The sequence below is a fragment of the Mucilaginibacter polytrichastri genome, assembly GCF_001911425.1.
Lineage (GTDB): Bacteria > Bacteroidota > Bacteroidia > Sphingobacteriales > Sphingobacteriaceae > Mucilaginibacter > Mucilaginibacter polytrichastri.
In genome coordinates this window covers 5,020,840-5,037,406 of sequence record NZ_MPPL01000001.1, presented here as the reverse complement: position 1 = coordinate 5,037,406, position 16,567 = coordinate 5,020,840, and the positions used below count along the sequence as shown (strand labels likewise).

The 16,567-nt window shown below is 41.9% G+C and carries 17 protein-coding genes; 13 read left to right on the top strand and 4 right to left on the bottom strand.

The genetic code is table 11. The annotated features are described in order from the left end of the window. Positions 1-29: 29 nt before the first annotated feature. Positions 30-2,210: a biosynthetic peptidoglycan transglycosylase gene (locus tag RG47T_RS21685; protein ID WP_074491683.1), complete on the bottom strand. Its 2,181-nt coding sequence runs from the start codon at positions 2,208-2,210 to the stop codon at positions 30-32. 127 nt (positions 2,211-2,337) lie between these two features. On the opposite strand from RG47T_RS21685, the gene RG47T_RS21680 reads away from it, so the two are divergent. The 3 genes from RG47T_RS21680 to RG47T_RS21670 all read left to right on the top strand — a co-directional run bounded on the left by RG47T_RS21680 (position 2,338) and on the right by RG47T_RS21670 (position 4,484). Then, positions 2,338-3,417, top strand: coding sequence for an Mrp/NBP35 family ATP-binding protein (locus RG47T_RS21680; RefSeq protein WP_171972578.1), 1,080 nt, complete (start codon positions 2,338-2,340; stop codon positions 3,415-3,417). Between the two features lie 27 nt (positions 3,418-3,444). Continuing rightward, complete coding sequence (locus RG47T_RS21675) at positions 3,445-3,723, top strand: NifU family protein (RefSeq protein WP_074491680.1); 279 nt, start codon at positions 3,445-3,447, stop codon at positions 3,721-3,723. Positions 3,724-3,839: 116 nt separating this feature from the next. Then, entirely contained in the window at positions 3,840-4,484 is a 645-nt protein-coding gene (locus RG47T_RS21670; RefSeq protein WP_074491678.1) for a peptidase associated/transthyretin-like domain-containing protein, read from the top strand. Here the strand turns inward: RG47T_RS21670 and def are convergent. Next, positions 4,481-5,050: a peptide deformylase gene (gene def, locus RG47T_RS21665; protein WP_074491675.1), complete on the bottom strand. Its 570-nt coding sequence runs from the start codon at positions 5,048-5,050 to the stop codon at positions 4,481-4,483. The genes RG47T_RS21670 and def overlap by 4 nt on opposite strands. 67 nt (positions 5,051-5,117) lie before the next feature. Here def and RG47T_RS21660 point away from each other — a divergent pair, with 67 nt between their 5' ends. Beyond that, positions 5,118-5,615: a hypothetical protein gene (locus RG47T_RS21660; protein WP_074491673.1), complete on the top strand. Its 498-nt coding sequence runs from the start codon at positions 5,118-5,120 to the stop codon at positions 5,613-5,615. 63 nt (positions 5,616-5,678) lie between these two features. After that, positions 5,679-5,903, top strand: coding sequence for a hypothetical protein (locus RG47T_RS21655; protein ID WP_074491671.1), 225 nt, complete (start codon positions 5,679-5,681; stop codon positions 5,901-5,903). A gap of 4 nt (positions 5,904-5,907) precedes the next feature. On the opposite strand, the gene RG47T_RS21650 is transcribed toward RG47T_RS21655, so the two are convergent. Beyond that, positions 5,908-7,137: a M16 family metallopeptidase gene (locus tag RG47T_RS21650; protein WP_074491669.1), complete on the bottom strand. Its 1,230-nt coding sequence runs from the start codon at positions 7,135-7,137 to the stop codon at positions 5,908-5,910. Between the two features lie 66 nt (positions 7,138-7,203). Between RG47T_RS21650 and hpt the strand changes: the two genes are divergently transcribed. Further along, the gene (hpt, locus tag RG47T_RS21645; RefSeq protein ID WP_074491667.1) at positions 7,204-7,746 is read left to right on the top strand and encodes a hypoxanthine phosphoribosyltransferase; all 543 of its coding nucleotides are present in this window, start codon (positions 7,204-7,206) and stop codon (positions 7,744-7,746) included. 5 nt (positions 7,747-7,751) lie between these two features. After that, entirely contained in the window at positions 7,752-8,429 is a 678-nt protein-coding gene (locus RG47T_RS21640; RefSeq protein WP_074491664.1) for an SGNH/GDSL hydrolase family protein, read from the top strand. A 6-nt stretch (positions 8,430-8,435) separates the two neighbouring features. Here the strand turns inward: RG47T_RS21640 and mfd are convergent, their stop codons facing one another. Next, entirely contained in the window at positions 8,436-11,789 is a 3,354-nt protein-coding gene (mfd, locus tag RG47T_RS21635) for a transcription-repair coupling factor (RefSeq protein WP_074491662.1), read from the bottom strand. A gap of 243 nt (positions 11,790-12,032) precedes the next feature. On the opposite strand from mfd, the gene RG47T_RS21630 reads away from it, so the two are divergent. The 6 genes from RG47T_RS21630 (at position 12,033) to RG47T_RS21605 (ending at position 16,541) form a co-directional block, all read left to right on the top strand. After that, entirely contained in the window at positions 12,033-12,449 is a 417-nt protein-coding gene (locus tag RG47T_RS21630) for a hypothetical protein (RefSeq protein ID WP_074491659.1), read from the top strand. Next, complete coding sequence (locus RG47T_RS21625) at positions 12,442-12,744, top strand: DUF2752 domain-containing protein (protein ID WP_245770823.1); 303 nt, start codon at positions 12,442-12,444, stop codon at positions 12,742-12,744. The genes RG47T_RS21630 and RG47T_RS21625 overlap by 8 nt, the downstream gene beginning before the upstream one ends. Positions 12,745-12,747: 3 nt before the next feature. Continuing rightward, the gene (locus tag RG47T_RS21620) at positions 12,748-13,104 is read left to right on the top strand and encodes an NINE protein (RefSeq protein ID WP_074491656.1); all 357 of its coding nucleotides are present in this window, start codon (positions 12,748-12,750) and stop codon (positions 13,102-13,104) included. A gap of 63 nt (positions 13,105-13,167) precedes the next feature. Beyond that, positions 13,168-14,265: a Nif3-like dinuclear metal center hexameric protein gene (locus RG47T_RS21615; RefSeq protein ID WP_074491654.1), complete on the top strand. Its 1,098-nt coding sequence runs from the start codon at positions 13,168-13,170 to the stop codon at positions 14,263-14,265. Beyond that, the gene (locus RG47T_RS21610) at positions 14,265-15,008 is read left to right on the top strand and encodes a zinc ribbon domain-containing protein (protein WP_074491652.1); all 744 of its coding nucleotides are present in this window, start codon (positions 14,265-14,267) and stop codon (positions 15,006-15,008) included. The genes RG47T_RS21615 and RG47T_RS21610 overlap by 1 nt, the downstream gene beginning before the upstream one ends. A 51-nt stretch (positions 15,009-15,059) precedes the next feature. Further along, complete coding sequence (locus tag RG47T_RS21605) at positions 15,060-16,541, top strand: hypothetical protein (RefSeq protein WP_074491650.1); 1,482 nt, start codon at positions 15,060-15,062, stop codon at positions 16,539-16,541. Positions 16,542-16,567: the final 26 nt, after the last annotated feature.

Genomic DNA, 16,567 nt, shown 5'->3' with positions numbered 1-16,567 from the left:
ACATTTAAAATCGTCAGCCAAAGGTAAATCTATGAAAGTCCTCTTTCGTGCAATAATTTCCTGCGTTCTTTTTCCAGGCGTTTTTGTTCTTTCTTTTCTTCCTTTAAGCGCTTCTTATTTATAGCAGCCGTATCAATGGCTTCGTTCTTGGTCGTATCTTTTTTACCTCCGCCAAATAACCGTTTAAAAAATCCCGGTTTGCTTTCTTTCTCGGGTTCGGGCTCTACCGGTATTGGTACAATGCCGGTTTGGTCATCATCGCCATTTTGTTTCATCAAGCTGTCAACAACAGCCGGGTTATTATCTACAGCAGGGGCAGGGCGCAGGCTCTCTTTTAACCTAACGGTGTAAAAACCATAGGCACTCGTGTCGGGATTGGTTAGTCCGTTTTTGGCCATTAGCTTGCCTATTAAATTAAAATAGCCATGCAAGCGTGGGTTAAGCGAACCGTCTGATAAAAAGGCATACAAGCCCACTTTGGGCTTAGGCACAATACTGGCCAGAAAAATACTTTCGCCGAGGCTAAGATCGGCCGGTTTTTTATCAAAATAATAGTGAGATGCTTCGCCAATGCCATACACATTGCGGCCCCACTCAATAATATTAAAGTAAACCTCCAGCATACGGTTTTTAGTCATGATACCGGTATTCTCAATCATCCATACAATCAGCGTTTCTTCTATTTTGCGCGATAATGTTTTTTGCCTGCTTAAAAAAGCATTTTTAACCAATTGCATAGATATGGTACTGCCACCGCGTTTAAACTTCTTTTCCTTAAAATCTTCGGCAATTGATTTTCTGATAGATTCTTCCACAAAACCGTGGTTGCGGTAAAAGGAAGGGTCTTCGGCAGTCATTACTGCGTTACGCAAATTGGGCGAAATATCTTCGAGGGGTGTGTAATACGGGTTTTCGGGGCTGATATTACGCGCCGGCATGGGCTTGCCTTTTTCGTAAGGGGTGTACACAAAGGCGTGGTTCAGCTTGTCGAAATCTGTTTTGCCATAACTTAGCACCCTGAAATTGTCTTTATCTAAACGCGAATCAAACTTTACATTATCAGGGTCTGATGTATCGAGGTAAAAGTTAAGGTTATAGTTTAATTTACCGGCCACCTTCATTCCCTCCAGCGATTCGAACATGCCCTGCGGAAACGAGTTCCAAATGTCCTGTGCATTGATAAAACCGGTATGTACTTTCAGTTCATAGATTTTATTGGGCCTTACCGTGTATTTAATATAGGGGTTGGCCACGATATCCTTAATGCGGATTACAGAAGAGCTATCGACCGATACAGAGCTTTCGCCCACAAACAGGTTGGCATCCATACTGGCTTGTGGTACCACAATATCATTTGACGATAGCGCGGCATGATTGATCAGCATATTGCGAACAGAGGTATAAGCGAATATTTTGGTTTCGCCGCTGCTATGCTCTACCTTAATTAGTTTGGTGGTTAGGGTATCAAAGTTAAACTTTAACTTAAATTTCTTTTCTATTAAAGGCAACTCCACCTTTTTACCATCGGCATAAAGCTTTATGTCGATGTTTTTATCGGATGGGTGCATCTTGCCGTCAAAATGCCAGGTAGATTCGCCATTGTTAATATTGATGGTTGACTTAAGATTACCGTTTTTAATAATTGCCGTTGGAGTAACCACTTTAACCGTGTTACTGTCATCGGCAAAAGTGATGGCGAAATTTTTCAAGTTCAGGTTATCCGGTATTTTGTATAATACATCATTAACCAGGTTATTAGCCAGTTCGGCCATATCAACCTTTGATTTGGTTGCGGTAGAGTCCCGCTTCTTTTTAAACAAAAAGTCAAAGTTGCGTACGCCTTTTTTGCTGGTGAGGTTCAGGTAACCGTTCTGCAGGTTTACATCAGAGAGCTTTACATTACCAAAAATGAGGGGCAGCAGTTTAACACTTACCTCAAAGTTGTTAATTTTAAGCAAACTGTCGCGTTGGTAAGGCACTACCGTAATGTCTGAAAAGGCCACAGTGGCAAGCCCTGTAAAATGGGCAGAACCTATTTTTACATCTAAATTATAATCTCTCTGGGCTTTTGACTTAGCTTTGCTAATCACTTTTTGCAATAAAGCCTCGCGCTTTGAATAGGCAACTGCGCCGCCAATAAGCAATACTATTAGGAGTAAAACAAGTACGATAACGGCTATACGGATATATTTTGGATTGAGGCGATGCATCTGTTAAATTTAACCAAACATAAAACTAATCTTACTTCGTGCAAAACGGTTTGAAGTAAAGTTTATTTCCTAACAAACCCAAGCACCGCCTGTTTTTATAAATTTGCGTGATTTTTTTAAAGAAATAATGATAATAACCCAAGAACAAGTTCTGCAAGCCCTGGGCAATGTAGAAGAACCCGATCTGAAAAAGGACCTGGTTACTTTAAACATGATACAGGATATTAAGATAGACGGCAACAAGCTTAGCTTCTCTGTAATATTAACAACACCGGCCTGCCCGTTAAAAGCCTTAATAGAAAATGCCTGCCGTAATGCTATTGGCCATTTTATAAGTAAAGAAATTGAGGTTAGCATCAATATGACCTCGCAGGTTACTACGCAAAAGAATACTGGTGTACCGGGGGTTAAAAACATTATCGCTGTTGCATCTGGCAAGGGTGGCGTTGGTAAATCAACCGTTGCAGCCAATTTGGCATTAGGGCTTGCTAAAAAAGGGGCTAAGGTTGGCTTGATAGATGCAGATATATATGGCCCTTCTGTACCCATTATGTTTGGTCTGGAGGGTGCACGCCCATTGGCTTCGCAGGTAAATGGTAAAACCCGCATAGAGCCCATTGAAAAATATGGAATTAAATTATTGTCGATAGGTTTCTTTACAGACCCAAATCAACCGGTGCCGTGGCGCGGGCCAATGGTATCTACAGCGGTAAAGCAATTGTTTAATGATGCCGATTGGGGCGAACTGGACTATTTAGTGGTCGATTTGCCACCGGGTACCGGCGATATTCATATTACCGTTACGCAAAGCTTCCCGGTTACGGGGGCCGTAATTGTAACTACACCACAAAATGTAGCCCTGGCCGATGCGCGTAAGGGTATTGGTATGTTTATGATGGATGCCATTAATGTGCCCATATTAGGGGTTATCGAAAACATGTCGTACTTTACACCTGCAGAGTTGCCTGATAATAAATATTATATATTCGGACAAGGTGGCGGGCAAAAACTTGCAGAGCAAATTGAGGCACCGTTTTTGGGAGAGATACCATTGGTAAAAAGCATTAGCGAAAGCGGCGATGCTGGGCAGCCTGTAGTGCTGCAGGATAATAACCCAATGACTGATGCGTTTTTGAATATTGCAGAGCGCGTAGCCCAGCAGGTGGCTATTTGTAATGCAGGTATATCTAATAAAATAAATAATTAATATCTTTACTTTTATAATTAAGTATAAATGAGTTTAATAGATCGGGTAGAGGCAGCTCTGGACACCATTCGTCCATATCTGGAGGCAGACGGCGGAAACGTTTCTGTTGAAGAGATCACCCCTGAGCATGTTGTAAAGCTGAAGTTATTAGGATCGTGCGGTTCATGCCCAATGAGCATCATGACCCTGAAAGCAGGTATTGAACAGGCTATTATGAGGGCTGTGCCAGAAATTACTGCCATTGAGGCCATAAACTTAACAGATATTGACGACCCCAATGCGGTGTTGCCAGAAAATTTGAGATAATGTTAAGTTATGTTAAAAATACAGCTGCAGTATATGCAACGCTGTATTTTTGCGTTTTAACAAAACCATTTATCCTATTAATTAGTATTTAATTTAGGAGATTGATTAACAAGTTGATGAAGCGTTTAGCATGCATATTATTTTTTCTGTTAGTTACAGGAATAACAGCCTGGGCACAAGAAAAAGAGCAGCCATTAATACAGTTTACAGGTGTGATACACAATGCCGACAGTAGTGCGGTAATTGTGCCTTATGTAAATATTACCAACCTGTCATTTCATAACCAGTTAAACATGTCTAACTACCAGGGTTACTTCTCTTTTGTAGTACATGAGCTGGATACTTTGCGTTTTACCAGTGTGGGTTATTTGCCGGAGACGGTGGTAGTGCCTGCCGGAGGTAATAAAAGCTATGTTTTGCAGGTAAAGTTAAAACCGCAGACCATTAATCTGCCGGTTGTGCGCGTTTTCCCCTGGGCTACTACAGACGAGTTCAGAAAAGATTTTATCACCATGAAAATTGCGGATGATGACCTGGAAATTGCCAAGAAAAACTTGTATAAAGCCATTTATGGTGTAGATATAAACAGCCTGGCGCGTGATGCACAGGAAATTCAGATGGCCAGCTACCAGGATATGCACACACGGATAATGAATGAGCACTCGCTTACGCCTAACCCGCTGTTAAACCCTATTGCATGGGGTACGCTGATTAAGCAGATCTCTGACGGCGATTTTTCCAGAGGCCTTAATCGCAATTAACGCCCCTTTTTAACAGCCGGGAATTTCATTTTATAATCCACCTTTACCATCCCTTTCGAAATATCGTTCAATCTTTTTTCGATCAGGCGTTTACGTAGCGGGCTCAGCTTGTCGGTAAATAATTTACCTTCTATATGGTCATATTCATGCTGGATAACACGTGCTGCCAAGCCTTTAAAAGTTTCTTCATGGTGTTGCCAGTTTTCATCGTAATAGCTCAGGCGTACGGTATCTTTACGGTACACATCTTCGCGAATATCGGGGATGCTTAAACAACCTTCATTAAAGGCCCACTCTTCGCCGGTTTCTTCTACTATTTGTGCGTTAATAAAAGCTTTTTTAAAGTTAGCCAGCTCTGGTTCGTCATCATCAAAAGGAGATGCATCTACCACAAAAAGGCGTTTTAATATACCAACCTGTGGTGCTGCCAGGCCAACGCCACGTGCTGCATACATGGTTTCAAACATATCATCAACCATTTTTTTAAGATCGGCTTCGTCTTTTTCAATATCACTGGCCTTTTTTCTTAAAACCGGATCACCATACGCTACTATAGGAAGTCTCATACTGCAAAATTACGGATTTAAGTTTTGTTAAAAAATTAAGTAGTTTTATTAAAAGCAAAAATTTAAAATGATTGAGAATATTGGCTCAAATAAATATCAACTAATAGGGAAATTAATTGCGCAAATTGCGTTCATACTATTACTGATTCTTTTGTTATATGTTGCTATCTATCCAAGAGGAAATAAAATCCCTATTATTTTAAATGTGATAGTTATTGCTTTAGCTTTAATTGCTAATGTTTTAATAATAGTTCAAATTCTTCTTCTACCAATAGGTGTATCAATTAATAACTTAACACAGCAACTGGAAATAAAATACCTACTTAAAAGAAGAAAGGTTGTTCAAAACACTGACATTGAGTCATATAGTTTAACCAATATTTATACAAGGTCGTCAGAATATAATGGGGTATTAATTCAATTAGTAGAAAGAGAAAAAATACTTTTGAGTGATTTTAATTTAAAAATATTGTGGTCCGATTATTACATTTCTGAAAAGTTCAAAGATAAATTGCATTGGAAAAGAGAAGTTTGCTTTTATAACATATTACTCGCAATCTTTTAAATATTCGATTTAAGTTAAACGCTGTTTGTAATGCAATTGGATTGTAAGCGATTAAGATAAGATATGACGAAGCGGGCAACAATAAAACGAATACTGAACGCAATTAACCACCTTCCCAAAGGCAAGGTTAAGGAGATATCTGACTTTACCAAATTTGTTGCTAAACGCTACGACGAACAACACCTGTCTGAAAGTATTCAACAGATGACAGCAAAAAGCGAATCCTTTAGTTTTTTAAATAATGATGAAGATCTTTACTCTGAAGCTGACTTGAAAGAAGTTTACTAATACCTTAATCCAGCGGCTCAAATGATAAGGTTGTCATCTGTTGATTATCCAGTATCTCATTAGCAATTTCCAATGCCTGGTCTGCCGTTACGGCATTAATCTTAGCGATCACCTCCTCCAGCGAATCAATGTGGTTAAAATCCATCAGGCTTTTGGCCATAGAGATAATTAATCCCATGCGGTTTTCTTCGGCAAGGGCAATTTGTCCGTTAAATTTCTGCTTGGCCTGGTGTAGTTGTAAAGTACCCAGCTTATTTTCGCGCAGTTTTTTCAGTTCTTTATTAACCAGGCGCATAGCGCGTTCGGCTTTTTCGCTATCTGTGCCGTAATAAATATTAAATATGCCAGTATCGGTTAATGGCGTATAGCTCGATTCGATGGTGTAAGCAATACCATACTTTTCCCTGATCTCCAAGTTCAGCCTGCTGCTCATACCCATACCACCTAAAAGGTTATTAAGCAGCAATAAGCCGCTTTTATAAGGATGTGAAGAGGGATAGGCCTGCATACCCATAACACAATGGGTTTGCGAAATAGCCTTCTCTGACTTAACAAGCTGCGGTTTGTTAACAGGGGCCTTAATACGGTTTTTGGGCGTATTATTTACTGCAATGGCACCCATGTATTTATCGGCCAGTTTAACCAGCTTCTTGAAGTCGTAATCGCCGGCTACGGCCAGTATAATTTGCGAGGTATTGTAGTTATTGGCAATGAAACCACGCACATCTTCTTGAGTAATGCGGTTAACTGTATCCGGCGTTCCCAAAATATTACCGCCCAGGATATGGCCTTTAAAAAGCAATCCTTCAAAATCGTCCTGAATGGCTTCTTCGGGCTGATCGAGGTAAGAGGCAATCTCATCCAAAATAACGCCTCTTTCTTTTTCGAGCTCGGCCTGTGGAAAGGTAGAATGGAAAACAATGTCTTCAAACAGATCTATTGTACGCTCCAGGTGCTCCTTTAAAAAAGATGCGTGGATGCAGGTATATTCTTTAGTGGTGTAAGCGTTTAAATCGGCACCAACCAGTTCGAGCCGGTTAAGAATTTGCGAAGTACTGCGGCGCTCTGTTTCTTTGAACAAAAGGTGTTCAATAAAATGCGCCAGGCCTTCCTGCTCGGGGTTTTCATCGCGCGAACCTGCATTAATTAACAAACAACAGTGTGCAATTGCCGATTTTACGGGGTGGTGCAGTATACGTATGCCGTTAGATAGGGTATAAACCTGGTATTCCATAATAATGTGACAAAGATACTGTTATTTGAAGCCATAACTTTTATGCTTATTAGGTAGCTTTGTAGCATGAACGTAAAAGTTGTAGATCTTGAGTTTGAACCCCTTATCACCCATGAAGCTATCCAAAAGCGCCTGGCAGTACTTGGTGAACAAATTAGTAAAGAATATGATGGTAAGCTACCTGTATTTTTAGGTGTACTAAATGGCAGCTTTTTATTTATTGCCGATTTAATAAGGCTGATAGATATACCTTGTGAAGTAACTTTTACCAAGCTGGCATCATATTTTGGCGGCACCGCCAGCAGCCGAACCGTAAGAAACGACATTGACTTGGGTGTTGATATCCAGGGCCGTCACGTAATTATTGTAGAAGATATTATCGACTCGGGCAATACCCTGGCTTACCTGATAGAGCGCCTGAAGGTATTTAAACCAGCCTCGCTAAAAGTTTGTACCCTGTTATCAAAAACAACAGCTATCGAAATTTTTATCCAGGAACTTGCTTATGTAGGTTTTGAAATAGAGAAAGAGTTTGTGGTTGGCTATGGCCTGGATTACAAAGAACAAGGCCGTAACCTGAAAGATATTTATAGATTGGTTAGTGCATAAACGCAATGAAAAACATCCTTGCTGCATTTTTGCTGTTATTGGCAATGGCTTCCTGCAAAAAACAAGCTGCTGTTACTAATACAACCGCGTCTACACCTTTTGCCAATGTGCTGATACTGGGGAATAGCATCACTTATTCTCCGCCGAACCAATCACTCGGGTGGGCGGGTAGCTGGGGTATGGCAGCATCGGCGCTTAATAAAGACTATGTGCATTTATTAACCGCAAAGTTTCAGCAAGTGAATAAAAGCTGTGTGGTACAGGCAAAAAACATTGCAGGGTTTGAAACCAATTCTGATATCTACAATTTTGATGCTGAACTGAAGGCATACCGCGACAGCAAGCCCGACCTGCTTATTTTACGTATCGGCGAAAACGTGCAAAGCTCATTTGATTCGGTGGCATTTACCAAGCGCTACCAGGCCTTAATTGCTTACATGAAAGTGGATAACCCTAAATTGAAAGTATTGGCTGCAGGTTCTTTCTGGTCTAACCGGGATTACATTAATTTAATTATGAGCAGGTATACGCCATACATCTCTTTAGCAATTTTGGGCGAAGATCTTAGTAACTATGCTTTCGACAGAACCGATGTGGCCAGCGCAGTACAACAACACCCCGGCGATAAGGGCATGCAAGGCATAGCCGATATGATATGGGCAAAGGTAGATACCATGAAATAGTTAGGTTTAACTAACTATTTCGCCCGTCATTTCACCCAGTAACTCTACAGCGCGTTCTATAGTCGAAATTCCTTCCACGCTAATGCGCAGTGTGTTTTTAACTTCTTTCATGTTAACCCGGCGCGGGTTATATTGCACATAATTTAATACCTGCCTAAAGGCCTCGGTTTCAAAATAGGGCGATTGCTGGTTGCTGATGAAATATCCGCGCAGCACATTTTTTTTCAATGAAATTTTCTCGAAACCAATTGCTTTACCCAACCATTGCAGGCGTACGGTATTCAGAAGATCGTTCACCTGTGGCGGCACGGGGCCGAAACGATCTGTAAGCTGCTGTTCGAAGGCTCTTAGCTGTACTTCGTTCTCCAGCTTGGATATTTCTGTATATAAATTATACCGTTCGGCAATGTTGGTTACATATTCGTCGGGGATCAGGATCTCTAAATCGGTATCTATTTGGGTAAAGGAAATAAAAGGCCGCGGTTTTTCGTCCTGGAAAAGGTCTTTAAACTCATCGTCTTTCAACTCCTGGATAGCCTCGTCCAAAATTTTATGGTACATCTCGAAGCCGATCTCGGCAATAAAACCGCTTTGCTCGGCACCCAGCAAGTTTCCGCTGCCGCGAATGTCCAGATCGCGCATGGCTACATTAAATCCGCTGCCCAGTTCAGAAAACTCTTCGATAGCGCTTAGGCGTTTACGTGCTTCGGAAGTTAAGGTTGATAACGGAGGACTGAGTAAATAACAAAAAGCCTTTTTATTGCTCCGCCCTACACGGCCACGCATCTGGTGCAGGTCGCTTAACCCAAACATGTGCGCGTGGTTAATGATGATAGTATTAGCATTGGGGATATCCAACCCGGCCTCGATAATGGTGGTAGCAACCAACACATCGTACTCGTGGCTCACAAATTTCAGCATCACATCTTCCAGATCGTCACCTTCCAGCTGGCCGTGGGCAATGCCTATGCGAGCTTTAGGTACCAACTTGCGGATCATGCCGCCCAGCTGGGTTAAATCTGCTACCCGGTTATGGATAAAAAAGATCTGCCCGCCGCGGTCTATTTCATACTCAACAGCTTCTTTAATCAGCTTATCATTAAAAACGTGCAGTTCGGTAACTACCGGCTGGCGGTTTGGTGGTGGGGTTGATATAATGGAAAGATCACGCGCACCCATTAAAGAGAAGTGCAACGTACGCGGTATGGGCGTTGCGGTCAATGTCAAGGTATCTACATTAACCCGCATCTGTTTTAGTTTTTCTTTGGTAGATACGCCAAACTTTTGCTCCTCATCAATAATCATGAGGCCGAGGTCTTTAAACTTTACATCTTTGCTTACCAGGCGGTGGGTACCGATAATGATATCCACCTTGCCCTCTGCTAGCTTAGCCAAAGTATCTTTGATTTGCTTACTGGTTTTAAAACGATTGATGTAATCGATATTGCAAGGGAAACCTTTAAGCCTGTCTGTAAATGTTTTATGATGCTGTGCTGCAAGGATAGTGGTTGGCACCAATACAGCCACTTGTTTACTATCAGCAACGGCTTTAAAGGCAGCGCGGATAGCTACCTCGGTTTTGCCGAAACCAACATCGCCGCAAATAAGGCGGTCCATTGGGTGCGGCGATTCCATGTCCTTTTTAAAATCGGCAGTTGCTTTTTCCTGGTCGGGGGTATCCTCATAAATAAAGGAGGCCTCCAGTTCGGTTTGTAAGTAACTATCGGGGAGAAAAGCTGTGCCCTTTTGCGCCTTACGGATAGCGTAAAGCTTAATAAGGTCGCGGGCTATGTCTTTAACTTTTTTTTTTGTGGTTTTCTTTAACTTTTCCCAGGTATCGGTACCCAATTTATTCATTTTAGGTACAGTGCCCTCTTTGCCGCTGTATTTAGAGATGCGGTTAAGTGAGTTGATATTCACATACAGCAAATCATTATCGGCATAAATAAGCCGGATCATTTCCTGCATTTTGCCGCTCACCTCCACTTTTTCTAATCCGGCGTACTTGCCAATACCGTGGTCGATGTGGGTAACGTAATCGCCGGGTTTTAAATCCCGAAGTTCTTTGAGGGTGATGGCCTGCGTACGCTGGTAGCCTTTGCGCAGTTTGTATTTATAATAACGGTCAAAAATCTGGTGATCGGTGTAGCAGGCAATTTTCTGCTCGCGGTCTATAAAACCCTCCCGTACCGAAATATTGATCGGCGTAAATTTTACGGTATTATCCAGGTCTTCAAAAATGGCATATAAACGCTCTACTTGTTTGGCAGAATCTGTAAATATGTAATTCTCAATTTTATCAACCTCGTTATTTTTAATGTTATGGATTAGCAGGCTAAAATCTTTATTGAACGATGGCTGCGGGCGAATCTCAAAATTGAACGCGTTGGCGCCTTCATAAAAGAACTGCTTGCCATATTCTACAACCGCAAAATCATACAATTGATCTGCAATCAGCTTATCGTCCGTAAAGCCAAATTTAGGGTCAATCCAATCCGGGTTCTGGTTTTTCTCATCTGCGGATAATGCTTTCCATAATTGGGTGGCTTTTTTGTAGCCATCGCGAATTACATCTAAGGTAAACTGTACGTCCTTGATCCAGATCTGGGTTCCGGCTTCAGCGTATTCCAGCAGGGAAATATTATTCTCTGTCAAAAATTTCGATTGTACATTGGGCACAATCGTAATGCTTTTCATTTGCTCAATAGAAAGCTGGCTCTCTACTTCAAACGTGCGGATGGTTTCGATAAAGTCGCCAAAAAACTCTACCCGGTAAGGCAGGTCGTGCGAGAAAGAGAAAATATCTACAATACCGCCCCTTACCGAAAACTGGCCGGGTTCGTATACAAATTCAACACGCTCAAAATCATACTCTATTAAAAACTCGTTGATAAATTCGATGCTCAGGTTATTTTGAACCGAAATTTCCAGCGTGTTTTTCTCCAGCGAAGCCCGGTCAATCACCTTTTCGGCTAAAGCCTCGGGGTACGTAACAATTAAACGGCCTACCGATGACGTATGGTTCAGATCATTCAATACCTCGGCGCGGGCCAGCACATTGCTACTATCGGGCTGGGTAAATTCAAATGCTTTACGGTATGACGATGGGAAAAGCAAAACTTCCTGGCCGGTTAAACTTTCGAGGTCTGCCTGCATATAGCTGGCCTCTTCACGGTCGGGCAGTACAAATATCATGTGCTGGTGCTGCAAAAACCACAGCGCCACAGCAACTGTTGCATCGCTCGATCCAACAAGCCCACGTAATTGTATGCGGGGATTCTTGGATGCATTAAGTGCTTTCGCAACTTCTTGCACCCGGCTGTCGCCCTTGTAGCGGTCTAATATGTCACGGATATTCAAAACGATACAAATATAAACAAAAACAAGGCCTAAAAACAGTCTCTTGGAAAAGCCTCACCTAAATTCGCTCTAAAGGAGAGGCCTTTTAACAACCGCAAAGTTGCGCTTTCCCCCCGGATAGGGCAGGAGTGATACTCAGACACAAAAATATCTGTTAAAACAAACAATCTGCTGACAAAAAACCTTTTACATAAGCGGAGCAGATCAGCTGTTACTGGCAATTAACTTTAACCGAATTGTATTATGAGAAGTGATATTAAAAATGCAGTTATGTATGGATTGTTCATTGGCGTTCTAAGTATTATTTGGCTTGTTATAGTTCAAAAAATATGGCCTGGAGTAAAAGACAATACATTATCCCTTTATGAATATCTTTCTGGGCTTATACCGCTTATTGGTTTGTTTTTAGGTATCAACGCCTACAGAGCCTCTCTTAATGGGGAAATGGGGTTTATACAGGCGCTTGTTCAGTGCTTTAAGATTTTGATTATAGGTGGCGGTATCGCTGTATTGGCCGGGGCATTATACATTGGTACAATAACAGAAACAGGTACAGCCTCTGACCTTTCCGGGCGATTATTTGCCGCTTTACTTATTGGAATAATATTGGCTTTCGGTGTATCTTTACTCCTGATGACCAAATCCAGAAAGATTGATTAAAAAGGTACAGGCTAACTTCGAACTGATATTTTGGATAATGGCTATCATGGCGCTTGGTTTATGCAACCCGGCAACAGGTAGCCATTTTACTTTATGCCCGCTTAAATTGCTAGGCTTTGGCTGGTGCCCCGGTTGTGGGATAGGGCATGCGATAACATACCTGCTGCATGGCGATACCGGTAAATCTTTTAAAGCACATTGGTTGGGCTTGCCGGCATTGGCAATAATTTTATACCGGATTTGTAACTTAATTTACTTGCAAACATCTAAATTTAAGAAAATCAAACCCTTATAAATCATGGATCTTAACTCTTATGCAATGTTTCCGGGTGTTACTTATGAAGAAGCCACTTTTTTAGGCCAGCTAACTACCGGGCTTAGCGATACACAAAAGCATAATTTTGTAACCATTTATGGAGGTAAACGTCGCGACCCGCAAGATATTATGCTGGTTACCTTGCTTGGTTTTGTGGGTATTGCCGGGGTACAGCGTTTTTTAACCGGGCAAACGGTTATGGGTCTTATTTACTTTTTTACAGCTGGTTTTTGCTTTATTGGTACCATTGTAGATATTATTAATTATAAAAGCCTGGCCAATGAATTTAACCAGAAAATGGCCTACGAAAGTTTGGAAATAGCCCGGATGGGTGCTTAGCGGTCTTTTCTATATTTATAATTTGGAGGTAGCTAAACGTGTAGTTAACTTGCCGGGAATATTATGAAATTAGCAGAACTAACCACATACCTCGAAAGCCTGGCCCCGCTGGCCTACCAGGAAGATTATGATAATTCTGGCCTAATTGTTGGCCATCCCGAGCAGGAGGTTAACCAGGCGCTGATTTCGCTGGATTGTACCGAAGCCGTGGTTGATGAGGCCATTGCTAAAAACTGCCAGGTGATTATATCGCACCACCCAATCGTTTTTAAGGGGCTAAAAAAATTTAACGGCAAAACCTACGTAGAGCGCGTGGTAGAGAAGGCTATACGCCATCAAATTGCCTTATATGCCATACATACCAATTTGGATAGTGTAAGCGATGGCGTAAATGCACGCATATGCCAGGTTTTGGGTTTGCAAAACTGCCATATCCTTTCGCCTAAACCCAATTTACTTAAAAAGCTGGTTACCTATGTGCCGCAAGCGCATGCAGATGAAGTGCGTGAGGCATTGTTTAAAGCAGGGGCGGGTAACATTGGTAATTACAGCGAATGCAGTTTTAATGCCGAAGGTACCGGTACGTTTAAAGCCGGGGCAGATACCAACCCATATGTTGGCGAGCAAGGCCGGCAGCACCACGAGCCGGAGGTAAGGATAGAAACCATTTACCCAGCGCAGCAAGAAAGTAAAATTTTAATGGCACTTTTTCTTTCGCACCCTTATGAGGAGGTGGCTTACGATCTTTACCATTTAACAAACCATTACAAACAGGTAGGGGCTGGCATGGTTGGCGAACTGCCAATAGCGCTGGGCGAAGAGGAGTTTTTGCGCCATGTAAAATATAATATGAAAGCCCAGGTAATACGGCATACTGAACTGCGTGGTAAAAGCGTTAAAAAGGTAGCCGTTTGCGGAGGCTCGGGAGGCTTTTTATTGAAGCAGGCCATAGCCGCCGGAGCAGATGTTTTTATTACGGCCGACTATAAGTATCACGAGTTTTTTGACGCTGAAAAAAAGATTGTAATTGCCGACATCGGACATTTTGAAAGTGAGCAGTTTACGCAGCATTTATTATATGAAAAAATTCAAAAAAAATTCACTAACTTTGCCGTCCGTTTAACAGAAATTAATACAAACCCCATAAAATATTTTATTTGATGGAACAAACCATAGAACAGAAGCTAAAAGGTTTATACGAACTGCAAACCATCCACACTAAAATTGACAAAATCCGTCAGGTTAGAGGCGAATTGCCAATGGAAGTTGCAGACCTTGAAGATGATGTAGCCCAGCTTGAAACCCGTATCCAAAAGATCAAAGCAGAGCTTGATGATCTGGAAGATGATATCGTAACCCGTAAAAATCTGATCAAAGATTCGCAGGCGAATATCAAAAAATATGAAGGCCAGCTTACCGATGTGAAAAACAATCGGGAGTATGATGCAATCTCTAAAGAGGTTGAAATTCAGGGTCTGGATATCCAGGTGAGCGAGAAAAAAATCAGGGAGTTTGAGTACGAGATCAGCACCAAAACGCAGATCTACGAAAAAGCTGCTACCGATCTGGAAAGCCGCAAAAGTGACCTTGACGCTAAGAAAGCCGAACTAGGTACCATTACTGCCGAAACTCAGAAAGAAGAAGGAGAGTTGAATGCACAGGCAGAAACTGCTAAAGAAGGCATTGAGCCCCGCTTGTTAACAGCTTACAGCCGTTTACGCAACAACGCTAAAAATGGCCTTGCTGTAGTAACCATTCAGCGCGATTCATGCTCTGGTTGTTTTAACCAGATCCCGCCTCAGCGCCAATCGGATATCCGCCAGCGTAAAAAAATTATTGTTTGCGAACATTGTGGCCGTATTTTGGTTGATGAGCAAACAGCGCTCGAAACTGAGACTGCTTAAGCAGTTTTTTAAAATATTACTAAGGCGCCCCTCAAGGCGCCTTTTTTTGTTATGGTAAAAAAAATATTTGTACTAGCTATCTTTTTACTGGGCTGCAGCCCGGTGTTTGCCAATTTTGATTTTAACAGTAATTGTGTACAGGCCTACGATAACCTGCTAAGTTTAAAACTTAAACGTGCAAGGGTATTGATAGACCAGGAGAAGGCCCAGCACCCCGACAATGCCATTGCCATACTGCTTGATAATTACTACGATTATTTTTACCTGCTTACCACAGATAGCAAGGCAGACTTTGACCGACTGAAAGATAACAAAGGTAAACGCATAAGCCTGTTGGAGAACGAGGATGATAAATCGCCGTATTATAATTTTGCTGTAGCACAGGTTAACCTCCAATGGGCGCTCATCCATAGCCGGTTTGGCGAAAACACATCAGCAGGGCTCGAAATCAATAAGGCTTACAAACTGCTGCAAACCAATAGCAAGAAATTCCCGGCTTTTATGCCCGATGATATTCCGTTGGGGGTGGTTAATGTGTTGCTGGGCTCGCTGCCCGATGGCGCGTTGAAAAGTACGCTGAGCTTTTTCGGTATTAAAGGAAATGCTGCCACAGGTTTAAATATGCTGCAACAACTTTCGGTTAAATTGCCGCACTCGGGCTACGCCATGTATTACGATGAGTTGGTGTTTTATTTAACCTATATCCAGTCGTACGTAATTAATGATAGCAATGCTTACCAGAAAATGCAGCAGTACACCGCATCTATGGATAATAGCAGCCTCAACAAGGCTTATATTAAGGCCTTTGTGGCCTTAAGAACCGGGCATAGCGGCGAGACTGTAGATTACCTGGAGCATCGCCCTACAGGGCCGGATTATCAGCCTTACCCATATCTGGATTATTTGCTGGCCAATGCAAAAATGAACAGACTGGATAGTACTGCCGATGATTATTTTAAGAAATTTCTGACAGAAACCAAGGGCGTAAGTTTTATTAAGGATGCTTACCTGCACTTAGCATGGGATGCGTTACTGCATGGCGACGAGCGTAAGTACCAAAGCTATATCCAGCTGGTAAAAACAAAAGGCTACCAGTTTAATGATAAAGATAAGCAGGCCTTAACCGAAGCCGGTAACCCTACGCCCAATGCCGATTTATTACGAGCCCGTTTATTGTTTGACGGTGGTTTTTATGATAAAGCGTTGAAAATATTGCAGGATAAAACTCCAGCCAGCTTAACACAGTTACAGGACAAAACAGAATATTATTATCGTTTAGGACGCGTTTATGATGCCATGGATAAAGATGATGAAGCCTTACGCAATTACCAGTTAACTATTAACACAGGTAAGGGAACAGCCTATTATTATGCACCAACAGCTGCTGTTAAAATAGGCAACATTTACGAGCGCCAAAAAAACAAACCCGAGGCTGTACATTATTACAACATGGCAATTGCATTTAAAAACCACCAGTACGAAAACAGCATAGAGCAGAAAGCCAAAGAAGGCTTGAAGCGATTAGGATATTAGGGAGAGAGGCAAGAGTCGATAATCAA

What these genes read in the sequence shown, in the direction of transcription:
- def (WP_074491675.1), bottom strand. Translation starts at nt 5,050, where the DNA reads ATGAGACTTCCTATAGTAGCGTATGGTGATCCGGTTTTAAGAAAAAAG.
- hpt (WP_074491667.1), top strand. Translation starts at nt 7,204, where the DNA reads ATGAACGTAAAAGTTGTAGATCTTGAGTTTGAACCCCTTATCACCCAT.
- RG47T_RS21670 (WP_074491678.1), top strand. Translation starts at nt 3,840, where the DNA reads ATGAAGCGTTTAGCATGCATATTATTTTTTCTGTTAGTTACAGGAATA.
- RG47T_RS21655 (WP_074491671.1), top strand. Translation starts at nt 5,679, where the DNA reads ATGACGAAGCGGGCAACAATAAAACGAATACTGAACGCAATTAACCAC.
- RG47T_RS21640 (WP_074491664.1), top strand. Translation starts at nt 7,752, where the DNA reads ATGAAAAACATCCTTGCTGCATTTTTGCTGTTATTGGCAATGGCTTCC.
- RG47T_RS21615 (WP_074491654.1), top strand. Translation starts at nt 13,168, where the DNA reads ATGAAATTAGCAGAACTAACCACATACCTCGAAAGCCTGGCCCCGCTG.
- RG47T_RS21675 (WP_074491680.1), top strand. Translation starts at nt 3,445, where the DNA reads ATGAGTTTAATAGATCGGGTAGAGGCAGCTCTGGACACCATTCGTCCA.
- RG47T_RS21630 (WP_074491659.1), top strand. Translation starts at nt 12,033, where the DNA reads ATGAGAAGTGATATTAAAAATGCAGTTATGTATGGATTGTTCATTGGC.
- RG47T_RS21605 (WP_074491650.1), top strand. Translation starts at nt 15,060, where the DNA reads ATGGTAAAAAAAATATTTGTACTAGCTATCTTTTTACTGGGCTGCAGC.
- RG47T_RS21610 (WP_074491652.1), top strand. Translation starts at nt 14,265, where the DNA reads ATGGAACAAACCATAGAACAGAAGCTAAAAGGTTTATACGAACTGCAA.
- RG47T_RS21680 (WP_171972578.1), top strand. Translation starts at nt 2,338, where the DNA reads ATGATAATAACCCAAGAACAAGTTCTGCAAGCCCTGGGCAATGTAGAA.
- RG47T_RS21660 (WP_074491673.1), top strand. Translation starts at nt 5,118, where the DNA reads ATGATTGAGAATATTGGCTCAAATAAATATCAACTAATAGGGAAATTA.
- RG47T_RS21620 (WP_074491656.1), top strand. Translation starts at nt 12,748, where the DNA reads ATGGATCTTAACTCTTATGCAATGTTTCCGGGTGTTACTTATGAAGAA.
- RG47T_RS21650 (WP_074491669.1), bottom strand. Translation starts at nt 7,137, where the DNA reads ATGGAATACCAGGTTTATACCCTATCTAACGGCATACGTATACTGCAC.
- RG47T_RS21685 (WP_074491683.1), bottom strand. Translation starts at nt 2,210, where the DNA reads ATGCATCGCCTCAATCCAAAATATATCCGTATAGCCGTTATCGTACTT.